The sequence below is a fragment of the Arthrobacter sp. H35-D1 genome (genome assembly GCF_030063185.1).
Classification (GTDB): domain Bacteria; phylum Actinomycetota; class Actinomycetes; order Actinomycetales; family Micrococcaceae; genus Specibacter.
On record NZ_JASISP010000004.1, the window covers coordinates 188682 to 199454 of the forward strand.

9 protein-coding genes are annotated in these 10773 nt (G+C 64.5%); 7 read left to right on the plus strand and 2 right to left on the minus strand.

Annotated elements, in window-relative coordinates:
* The first annotated feature begins 64 nt into the window (after positions 1–64).
* The 6 genes from QMG25_RS07680 (at position 65) to QMG25_RS07705 (ending at position 7457) form a co-directional block, all read left to right on the plus strand.
* Positions 65–1243, plus strand: coding sequence for an exonuclease SbcCD subunit D (locus tag QMG25_RS07680; RefSeq protein ID WP_283458903.1), 1179 nt, complete (start codon positions 65–67; stop codon positions 1241–1243).
* Positions 1240–4332 (plus strand): AAA family ATPase, encoded by a 3093-nt coding sequence (locus QMG25_RS07685; RefSeq protein WP_283458905.1) that lies wholly within the window; start codon positions 1240–1242, stop codon positions 4330–4332. Before QMG25_RS07680 ends, QMG25_RS07685 begins: the two co-directional genes overlap by 4 nt.
* Before the next feature lie 39 nt (positions 4333–4371).
* Positions 4372–5736: an MFS transporter gene (locus QMG25_RS07690; protein ID WP_349307117.1), complete on the plus strand. Its 1365-nt coding sequence runs from the start codon at positions 4372–4374 to the stop codon at positions 5734–5736.
* Between the two features lie 113 nt (positions 5737–5849).
* Positions 5850–6302, plus strand: coding sequence for an SRPBCC family protein (locus QMG25_RS07695; RefSeq protein WP_283458907.1), 453 nt, complete (start codon positions 5850–5852; stop codon positions 6300–6302).
* A 66-nt stretch (positions 6303–6368) separates the two neighbouring features.
* Positions 6369–6851 carry a DinB family protein gene (locus QMG25_RS07700; RefSeq protein WP_283458909.1) on the plus strand — a complete coding sequence of 161 codons (483 nt, stop codon included), beginning with the start codon at positions 6369–6371 and terminating at the stop codon, positions 6849–6851.
* A 78-nt stretch (positions 6852–6929) separates the two neighbouring features.
* Entirely contained in the window at positions 6930–7457 is a 528-nt protein-coding gene (locus QMG25_RS07705; RefSeq protein ID WP_283458911.1) for a DUF427 domain-containing protein, read from the plus strand.
* A gap of 32 nt (positions 7458–7489) precedes the next feature.
* Here the strand turns inward: QMG25_RS07705 and QMG25_RS07710 are convergent, their stop codons facing one another.
* Positions 7490–8308 carry an alpha/beta fold hydrolase gene (locus QMG25_RS07710; RefSeq protein WP_283458913.1) on the minus strand — a complete coding sequence of 273 codons (819 nt, stop codon included), beginning with the start codon at positions 8306–8308 and terminating at the stop codon, positions 7490–7492.
* A gap of 76 nt (positions 8309–8384) precedes the next feature.
* The gene (locus QMG25_RS07715; protein WP_283458915.1) at positions 8385–9782 is read right to left on the minus strand and encodes an amino acid permease; all 1398 of its coding nucleotides are present in this window, start codon (positions 9780–9782) and stop codon (positions 8385–8387) included.
* Positions 9783–9990: 208 nt separating this feature from the next.
* Here QMG25_RS07715 and QMG25_RS07720 point away from each other — a divergent pair, with 208 nt between their 5' ends.
* Positions 9991–10719: an NUDIX hydrolase gene (locus QMG25_RS07720; RefSeq protein WP_283458917.1), complete on the plus strand. Its 729-nt coding sequence runs from the start codon at positions 9991–9993 to the stop codon at positions 10717–10719.
* Positions 10720–10773 lie beyond the last annotated feature (54 nt).

The following is a 10773-nucleotide window of genomic DNA, read 5'->3' on the forward strand; positions in this document are numbered from 1 at the left end:
TTCGTGTCGCCACGACGCAGGATGCAGTCCTTGATTGTCGGTGCCCTCCGCTAGCGTAAGAAGCATGAAGTTACTCCACACCTCAGACTGGCACTTGGGCAGGTCTTTCCACGGCGTTGGCACACTGGCCGCACAACAGCGTTTTGCCGACCAACTCCTTGACACCGTCGCAGCGGAAAGCGTCGACGTGGTCCTGCTCGCCGGCGATGTTTATGACCGCGCACTGCCGGGTGTGGACGTGGTGAACCTCTTTGACAGCATCCTGTCCAGACTCAGTGCGGCTGGAGTGCAGGTGGTCATCACCAGCGGCAACCACGACTCGGCCACCCGCCTGGGCTTTGGCGGGCGCCTGCTCGAGAGGGCCGGAGTGCATTTGCGCACCCGGCTGGCCGACCTCGACACTCCGGTCCTGCTGCCCCTCGAGGGCAGCGGAACCGACACCGGCCCTGCTGCGCAGGTGGCCATCTACGGCATCCCCTTCCTTGAACCCCGGCTGGTAGCCGAGGAACTGGGCGTTGACCATTGCACCCACTTCGGCGTCACGGAAGCGGCGGTAAAGCGCATTGCCGCAGATCTTCAAACACGCGCCCCGGGAACTGCCTCGGTGGTGCTGGCCCATACTTTTGCCAGCGGCGGCATCACCTCGGCCAGCGAACGCGAGCTGTCCGTTGGGGGCGTGGGGGCGGTGCCGCTGGACCTGTTCGACCATTTCACGTACACGGCACTGGGCCACCTGCACGGTCCGCAGCGGCTGAGCGAAAAAGTGCGCTACTCGGGCTCCCCGCTGCCGTATTCGTTTTCCGAAGCCACCCACACCAAGGGTGCCTGGCTGCTGGAAATCACGCAGGACGGGCTGGGCGAAGTGAAAAAAGTAGTGTGGGCACCCGAGCGTGCTTTGAGCGTTTTGAGCGGGAAACTCGAAGACCTGCTTTCCGCTGAAAAGTGGGCGTTCGCGCAGGAGAACTACTGCCAAATCACCTTGACGGACAACGACCGCCCGGCGCTGGCCATGGAGCGCTTGCGCACGCGCTTTCCCCACACCCTTGTCTTGATGTTCGCACCCGAGATCGCGCGGGAGTCGCAGCTGCAAAGCTACGGTGCGCGCATCGCGAAGGCGGCCGACGAACTGGAGCTGTGCTGCGGGTTCCTGGATCATGTCCGCCACCGCGGCGCCAACGACGGCGAACAACAAGTTTTGCGCGCGGCACTGGCCGGCGTGCGGGAACAGGAGAGCGCACTGTGAGAATCCACCGCTTGGAAATCCAGGCTTTCGGTCCCTTTGCTGCGCGTGAAGTGGTTGACTTCGACCAGTTGGGCGCGCAAGGACTGTTTCTGCTCAACGGCTCCACAGGGGCAGGCAAAACGAGCGTCCTGGATGCCATTGCCTACGCGCTCTATGGCAAGGTGCCCGGGGCCCGGCAGGGTGCCCAGGCACAACTGCGCAGCCACCATGCAGCCGAGGGGGTGGCACCAGAGGTTGTGTGCGAATTCAGCGCCGGAGGTCGGCGCCTGGAAGTGCGCCGCAGCCCCGAATGGATGCGGCCGCTCAAGCGCGGCACCGGTACCACCAGGGAACAGGCGAGCACCCACTTGCGTGAAAAAACAGATGGCGAATGGGTGGTGAAATCCACCCGCAACGATGAGGCAGCCGCCGAGATTCAGGCGTTGCTGGGCATGAACATGGCGCAGTTCACCAAAGTTGTGCTGCTGGCCCAGGGGGATTTCGCCGCGTTCCTGCGTGCCACCGCCGAGGAACGCCAAGTGCTGCTGCAAAAGCTCTTTGGCACCGACATTTACAAGGACCTTGAAGTACGCCTGGCCAACGACTCCCGTGCGGCTCAAGCCGACGTCGCCGCCGGGCTGGGGGAGCTGGCATCCACAGAGCAGCTCGCCCGCAGCCAAGGGGCGGCAGTGCTGTCCCGGGAGTCTGCTGAAGACGGTGCCGGTGCCGGGGAGGTCCTTGGGGCGGGTGGTGAAGACGCACTTGACGGTGCCCAGCTGCACGGGCTGGAGCTCTTCGGCTGGCTCAATGGCCATCTGGCCTTGGCCGTGGAACGGGCCAGCCGGCGGGCCCGGGAGTCCCAGCAGCACTCCGACGCATCCGCCCATGCCCTGCAGGAAGCCCAGCAACGCCGCAGCCGGCACACGGCGTTGGCGTCGGCGGTGGCCGAAAAGACCAGGCTGGCGGGACTTGCCGAGCAGGCCTTGCAATGGCGCCAGACACAAGAGCAGCACCATGCAGCACAGGTTCTGGCCCCCGTGCTGGCAGCAGCGGGCAAGGCGGGCAAGGCCCAAGAGCTGGCCCGTGCCCGCGCCACAACGGCCGCCCAGGACGTGGACGCCAACGAACTTTCCGCCGCACTGCTGGGCACGCCGGCAGCTGCCGCCCACGAACAAGCCCTGGAACGCCTTGACCGCGACCTGACCACCAGGATCGCCGCAGTCGAGGCTGCGCTTCCCCAAGAAACAACCCACAGCCAAAAATGCGCTGTGCTTGCCAAGAACGTAAAAACCCTGGCCCGGGCACGCAAGCTGCAGGAAAAGCAATCGGCGGCCGTTGACGCCGCCGGCATACGCCTGGACGAGGTGCAGGGAAGACAGGATGAGCTCCACCAGGGTGGCCACAACGTGGAGCACGCCGCCGAAGGTGCGGCGCTGGCCGGACAACTCGTTACCGCCATTGAGGAACACCAACTGCAAAACACCGCGGTGGCAAAGCTGACGGCGGCACAGGAGCAGGCCCGGGAAAAAGCGCTGAGCGCGAAGGAGAGCTGGCTTGATGCGTTCAACCTCAGGCTCAGCCAAGCAGCCGGGGAACTGGCTGCCACCCTGGTGGACGGCGAACCCTGCCAGGTGTGCGGAAGCACCGTCCACCCGGCACCGTCGCTCCTGGCCGGAACCGGCGCCGACCTCGTCAATGCCGAGAAGGCCGCCAAGCAGAACTTTGAGATCAGCGAAGCCGCGGCCAGTACGGCCCGCACACAGCTCGCGGAAGCCAGAAACACCCTCGCCGTCTTGGCCGAACGAGGCGGCGCCGGCGAGCTGGAGGAGGCCCGGAACGCCGTCGTGGCCAAGAAGCTTGCGCATCGGCAAGCCACCGAGGCCGTTGCGGAGCTGATAGCACTGAATGCCGAGGCCGCCGAACTGCAAGGCCGCATCCGAGACGCGCAACAAGACGTGGTCACAGCCGCCGGCCAGGCCGCTTCGCTGCGGACCGGCCAAGAAGCGCTGGTGCAGGAAATTGCCGTCTTGGAACAGCAGCTCGCGTTGGCCCGCGACGGTTTCGAGTCATTGGCCACACGGCGCGCCGCCCTGCACCACGCACAAGCCCTCGGCGAATTGCTGCTGCATGCCGCGCGGCAGCGCACAACGGCGCTGGCGGCTGCGAAAGACGCCGCCGCCGCACAGGGGGAGGCGCTCGCCGACTCCGTCTTTGCAGACGCGGCAGCCGTGCAGGAGGCATTGCTCGCCCCGGCAGCGGCAGCCGCCCTGGAGAAGGACTTGAAGGACCATGCACGCGCGGTTGACGTCAATGCGGACAGGCTGGCCGCTGCAGAGGTCGTTTCCGCCCAAAAGGAAGTCGACGCGAACATCGCCGCGCCCACGGAGGCAGGCATCGAAATGCTGGCAGGGAATACCAAGGTTGCCCAAACACAAGCGCGGGCACAAGCCCTCTCGGCAGGGATGGCGCGGGAGGCTGCAGCACAAGTCGCGGCCACTGAAACCGCGTTTGCGGCACTGGAGAAGGCCGTTGCCCCCTTGCGTGAACGAGCCGAACTGGTGGCAGGTCTCGCGGATGCCGTGCGCGGACTGGGGGACAACAAATTGAAGATGACCCTGAGCAGCTATGTCCTTGCCGCACGCTTGGAACAGGTGGCGCACGCTGCCTCCGCGCGGCTGGCCACCATGAGCGACGCCCGCTACACGCTGCGCCACAGCGACGCAAAGTCCGGCAACAGAAAATCGGGGCTCGGCTTGGAAGTCGTCGACGAATGGACAGGCATCAGTCGCGACACCGCGACACTGTCCGGCGGCGAGTCGTTCATGGCGTCCTTGTCGCTGGCCCTGGGGCTCTCCGACGTGGTCCACTACGAGTCCGGCGGGCTGGACATTGAAACACTCTTTGTCGATGAAGGCTTTGGCAGCCTCGACGAACAATCGCTGGAGCAGGTCATGGATGCGCTGGAAGGATTGCGTGATGGGGGAAGAGTGGTGGGACTCGTCAGCCATGTTGCCGAGATGAAGCAGCGAATTCCGTTGCACCTGCACGTCCACAAGGGCCGCAACGGCTCCACCCTGGAGTTGAAAATGGCGGGAGCCGCCGCGCCGTAGACAGGTAGACTTGGCAGGACTTTGCCACACGGAGTGCCTGTGCTTGAAATTCGCGCGACCCCGGGCAAGAAAGCTGAGAAAGAAAAATTGAGTCCGTCGTTGTCCCCGCAGGCACCCGCGTCCGCAGCCCCTGCCATCAAGGGAGGCCGGTACTCGGTGTTGCCCCGATTGGCCGGGCCTGGCTACATTCCGCTGGGCCTCTTTGCCCGCGTTCCGTTGGCGATGCTGACCATCGGTGTGCTGACCATGGTCACTTTCGTCAGCAACTCCTACGCCATCGGCGGCTTCGCAGCGGGCAGCATAGGCATAGGCGCGGCCGTGGGGGCGCCCGTGGTGGGCTATCTGGCAGACCACTTGGGACAAAAGCGGGTGCTGCTGGTTGCTGCCGTGGTCAATGCGCTGCTGGTGGCTGCCGTGGTGGTCCTCGCCTATTCGCTGCTGCCGAGAGATGGTGCCCAACTCACCGACGGGTCAACGGTGGTCGTGCTGCTGACGGCGTTCCTGGCGGGTGGCAGCTCACCGCAAGTCGGTCCGCTGTCGCGGGTGCGCTGGATGGCGTTGAGCAAAAGACTGCCGGCCAAGGAGCGGGCCCCCATGGTGGATACGGCACTGTCCTTGGAAGGGACTGCCGATGAAGTGACGTTTGTGCTGGGGCCGGCGCTGGTTGGCTTGTTGGCGTCGCTGGTGGCGCCGTGGCTACCGCTTGTTTTGGCAGCCGTCATGACGGCGGTACTGGTAACACTGTTTGCCCTGCACCCCACAGCGGAAAGCGTCAGTGGCCGACCGGTGGTAGGCAGCATGGTGGGCAACGCCGGCTACGTCTCCAAGGAGCGGCCCAAGTGGCTGCTCGTGGCGGTACCGGTGGCGGCCATGGTGTGCATGGGAACGTTCTTTGGCTCGGCCCAAACTGCGCTGACGGCGTTTACCGGTGTTTACGGGTCGGTGGACCAAGCGGGGCTCATGTATGCCATCATGGGCGCAAGCTCGGCAGCCACCGCCCTGTCCGTTGCCTACTGGCCGGTCTCGTTCAGCAACGTGTGGCGGTGGGTGCTGACTGCGGGCATGATGGCTGCCGGCAGTGTGGCATTCCTGGCTCCGTCGTCGCTGGGCCAGATGGCGTGGGTGCTGCTTCTGGTGGGGCTCCCGGTGGGTCCCGCCATGGTGACGATTTTCAGCGTGGGCAGCGTTGTTGCCCCGCCGCAGTGGATGGGCACCGTCATGACAGTTCTTGCCAGCGGCATCGTTGGCGGCACGGCACTGGGCTCGGCGCTGTCAGGGGCGCTGGCGGAAACCTCCGGCTATCACACGGCCTTCATCGTGCCAATCATTGCCGCAACCACGTTGTTCCTGCTCGGACTTCTTGCCGCTGTGGTCCTGCGCCGCCAGCTCGCACGGGTTCACTAGGCCCACCTCGCCTGGGTTCACCGGGCCGACGTCCGCGGGCTGTTTTCCCGCCGTCCGCCCACTGCTCACGCCAGACACCCCGGACCGCCCCGATAGCGGAGTATTCTTGGTCAATGACTGGGCAGGTGGAGAAGGACTCGATCTTCATTGCGGCCCCGGCTGCGGTCATTTTCGCGATCCTCAGCGATCCGTCACAGCATCCCGCGATCGACGGGTCCAATACCGTGCGCCACCTTCGCAAGGGTCCACCGCAGCTCGCCATCGGCTCAACGTTCACCGTGTCCATGCGGCTGTGGGGCGTTCGGTACCGTGTCACCAACAGGGTGGTGGAATTTGAATCGAACCGACTCATCGCATGGCGCCACTTCGAACCTCAGCGCTGGCGTTACGAACTGGAACCCCACGACGCAGGCACCCGGGTAACCGAGTCGTTCGACTACACGTACTGGTCGGTGCCCGGTCGATTGTTTCTGCGAGTTTTGCGTTGGCCCGCACGCAACAAGCACGCAATTGCACAGACACTGCTGCGGTTGATAGCCGTGGCGGAGACCCCAGTGCGGGCCTGAATGTGCTGACCATGATCAGCCCGACGCTGTTCGTACTCGCAGACAAAACGTTGGACGGGTGTCCGCGTGTCCGTCGATGAGGACATCGGTTTTCCCGGAGGATCGGACGACGAGCGTGAACTTCTGCTCAGCTGGCTGGGCTACCTGCGCGGGGCAGTCCTGCGCAAGCTCGCCGGCATCAGCGACGACCAAGCGCGATGGCGACCGGAAGGAGCCTTGATCAGTTTGCTCGGGATCGTCAACCATCTGACCCACGTTGAGTGGCGCTGGATCGACGGGGGCATCCTCGGCCGCAGCACCGAGAGAATGGACTCCGAGTTCGAACCTGGCCCGGAGCTGACACTCTCCGGCGCTAAGGCCGCCTACGAGCAGCGCGGAGCTGCCACCGACGCAGTGATCCGCGCGGCAGCGTCGCTTTCAACGCCTTGCAGCATGCGACTTGGCACAGACCTCCGCTGGGTTGTGCTGCACCTGATCAACGAGACGGCGCGACACGCGGGCCATGCGGATGCGGTTCGCGAGCTGCTTGACGGCTCCATTGGAGAGTAATGGTTGTGCGCGTGAAGCAACAAAGACTCCCGCTGGAGTTCACAGCACCGTCCCAGTGGAAGGTGGCACGATGCGGACATGACCCCAAACCACAGCTTTTCCGGCTCCTTCCGGCGCCCCCAACCCATCCAGCCCGAGGCCGGCCAGGAATCGGTGTGGGACTACCCGCGGCCGCCACGGGCCGAGCCGCGAACGGACCGCGTGGTTGTGCGGCTTGGGGGACAGGTGATTGTCGACACCACCGCTTCCGTGCGCGTCCTGGAGACGAGCCATCCCCCGGTCTACTATGTGCCGCTGGACTCTTTCCCTGCAAGTGTGCTGGTCCCGGTTCAGGGCACCAGCTTCTGCGAGTTCAAGGGCGTAGCGCACTACTTCGACGTCGTTGCCGGTGGAGTCCACATTTCGCGGGGAGGATGGACCTACCCGGAACCCACCCGGGGTTTCGAAGCCCTCAGTTCCAGGGTGGCCCTCTATCCGGGGCGCATGGATTCCTGCGAGATCAACGACGAGCAGGTGACTTTCCAGGCTGGCGATTTCTACGGCGGCTGGATCACCCGGCACGTCGTGGGTCCGTTCAAGGGCGGCCCGGGTACGGTCGGGTGGTGAGCACATCGCCTTCGTGCGCCCGCAGAACTTGGTTACGCCAGGAAGCTGATCGCCGCTTCCTTGAACTCGCGTGCGGTCACCGTGTTGTTGTGCGTGCGCCCGGCGATGACAAGCTGCTGGGCATTGGGACTCAGCGCAGCCAGCCGGCTCATGCTGCGGGCTCGCTCGTCCAGTTCTCCCGCGACTAACAGGATGGGCATGTCCGGCACGGCGTCCGTGGGATCGAAGGGTTCCATCTTCACTGCCTGGACAAGCGCCAGCAGGGCAAAGGTGTCATTGGAGGGAACCACCTGGGCCATGTTCAGCAGCCATGCCGTGGATTCGTCGGCGATGGGGGTGCCGTCGTTGAGGAAATCCTGGGCGGCCCGGAGATCAAAATCAGCCAAGGGGTCCTCGGGGTTGGGTCCGCCCAAAACCATTCTTCGCACCAGTTCCGGCTGTGTGGCGCCAAACTCCCATGCCAGCCGCGAGCCAAGCGAGTATCCAATGAGGTCGACCCCGCTGGCGGGGTCGTCGTCCGTGAGCGGTCGCACGCCTTGATCAACAAGGATTTGCAGCAGATCGGCCCGGATTTTGCCTGGCGTGTAGGAATCAAGGTCGTAGGGGGACAAGCTGCGGCCGTGCCCCGGCAAATCGACACTGATGACACGTCGCCCCGCTTGGGTGAGGAACTTTACCCAGCCCGTCTTGACCCAGTTCAGCTCCACCGAGGAGGCGAAGCCGTGAATGAGGAAAACAGGTGGCAGCGCTGCAGGGTTATCGCTCTCGAAAACCACAACATGCAGTCCTGCCGGGTCGCCTTCGGTGCGGTGTGGAGTCGCTGCTGCCGAGTGTTTGCCAGCGGAAATCATTGCCCAGCCTTTCCCGCGGTGGACAGTGCCGCCGTCGTACATCAACAATAGCGAAGACTGCCCCGCGGCGGGCAAGCTAGCTGCGGTCGACGGCCAACCTTTGCCGGCGGTTGCGCGAAAGCTTGCTCAGAAGGGCGATCACGGCCACCAGGCTGAACGTGCTCAAAAGCTGTCCGCGACCGGCCGGGTCGCTGAAGCCGACGGCAAAGATCGCCAACAAAAGCGCAAGACCGGCCAGCGTCAGCCACGGGAAGCCGCGCATGCGCAGGGGCAGGGCCGTGCCGTCCCTGTCGGCGCGGCGGCGCAGGATGAACTGAGAAAGCAGGGCCGAACCCCAAATGACCAGGCAGGTTGAACCCACCAGGTTCAACAGGACCTTCAATACGGTGTCCGGGTAAAGCAGTTCCCAGACCACCGTCACAAAGCCAAAAGCCACGGAAACGACGACGGCGGCAACCGGCACGTGGCGCTTGTTGGTGCTGGAAAAAATCCGGGGTGCCTCCTGGCGATCCGCCAGCGAGTAGATCATGCGCGAGGCGCCGTAGAGGTTGGCGTTCAGGGCCGAGAGCAGCGCGGCCACGGCAACCAGAGTGATGGCGGTGCCGGCCCACGGCAGCCCCGCAACGTTCAAGACGCCGGCGAACGGGGAGAGCAGCGCCTCCGACGTCCAGGGCAGCACTGCGGCGATGATGAAGATTGAGCCGACATAAAACACCATGATCCGCCACACCACCGTGCGGACGGCCACAGTCACGCTGCGTTCCGGGTTGGTTGTTTCAGCAGCGGCCACGGCCACTATCTCGGTGCCGCCAAAGGCAAAGGCCACCACAAAGAGCGCTGTGGCGATGCCCGCCATGCCGGTGGGGGCGAAGCCGCCGTGGTTGAAGAGGTTGTCCAGGCCGGGGGAGGCCGCACCGGGGACAACTCCCAGCAGCAAGGCAACGCCAAAGGCCAGGAACAGCACAATGGCAGCGACTTTCAAAAGCGCAAACCAAAACTCGAACTCGCCGTAGTTTTTCACCGAGGTGAGGTTGACGGCCGTAAAAACAACCATGAAGATCAGCGTCAGGGCCCATGCCGGCAACACCGGCCACACGGTAACGAGGAGCTGGGCGGCTCCGAGTGCCTCGGCGGCAATCACCACCACCAGCTGCAGCCACCACAGCCAGCCCACCGTTGCGCCGGCGTCCTTGCCCATGGCCTTTTCCGCGTAGACGGAGAAGGCGCCCGAATTGGGATTGGCCGCCGCCATTTCGCCCAGTGCCCACATGACCAAAATAATCAGCGTCCCGGCCACCAGGTAGGAGATCAGGACGGCGGGGCCCGCCATCATGATTCCCTCGCCGGAACCCAGGAAGAGCCCGGCGCCTATGGCGCTGCCAAGGCCCATCATGGTCAGCTGGCGTTGTTTGAGGGAGTTGCCCAGGCCGGTGGTTGCGGGCGCGGCCGTGACAGTCGCGGGTGCGTGGTTCATGAAAGGGATGGCCTTCTTTGTCAGGTGCCGGCCGCTTGTGCCGTGGAGCGGGAAGTCTGATCCCTGTCAAGAATTATCCCCCATGCGGTTCCTGCGCCAAAGCCGGAGCAGGCAGCCGCCGGGAACGGAAATTTGGCACAGGGCGCTCAGCGTCGTAAAATCAGTTGTAGTCAAAATGACCCTAACTACGAAAGCGGGGTGTACGTCCATGGTGGGAACACAATTCGTCAGCGCGGCAAACATCAGCGAGCGCCTTGTCCAGCCCCCGGCGCTGGCCATCTCCACTGTCATCTTCGCCCTGCGCCCCAGTGAAAACAGTGGCCGGCCCTCCTTGTGGCTACCGTTGGTGCGACGCATTCGCGAACCGTTCAAGGGCCAGTGGGCGCTGCCCGGCGGGCCCCTGATGCAGGCGGATTCCCTGCTCGACGCCGCGGCCCGGAACCTGCAGGACACCACGGGACTGGCGCCGAGCTACCTGGAGCAGCTGTATGCCTTTGGCGGACTGCATCGTTCCCCGAGCCAGCGGGTCGTCTCGATTGCGTACTGGGCGTTGCTTGCCTCCACCGAGGCCGAAGAGGCGCAGGAGTCGGAGAACGTGAAGTGGTTTCGCGCCGACGGCCTGCAAGAGTTGGCCTTTGACCACAACCGGATTGTTGATTACGCATTGTGGCGGCTGCGGAACAAGATGGCCTATGGTTCCATCGCCTACCACTTCGTAGGGGAAAAGTTCACCCTGGCCCAGGTGCGCGAGGTGTACGAGGCGGTGCTCAACCGCAGCGTGGATCCGGCCAACTTCCGCCGCCAGCTCATGCAGACGCCGCACATTGAACCCACCGACGAGTTCCTCCAGGGTGGCAAGCACCGTCCGCCCCGGCTGTACCGCTACGCCGGGGATCCCCACTCCGACCACTCCGGAGGACCCGCCTCCAGCCTGTAGCCGGGCGACCACAGCGCAGACCAACACCAGCCCGCGATTTCCTCCAGCAACTCC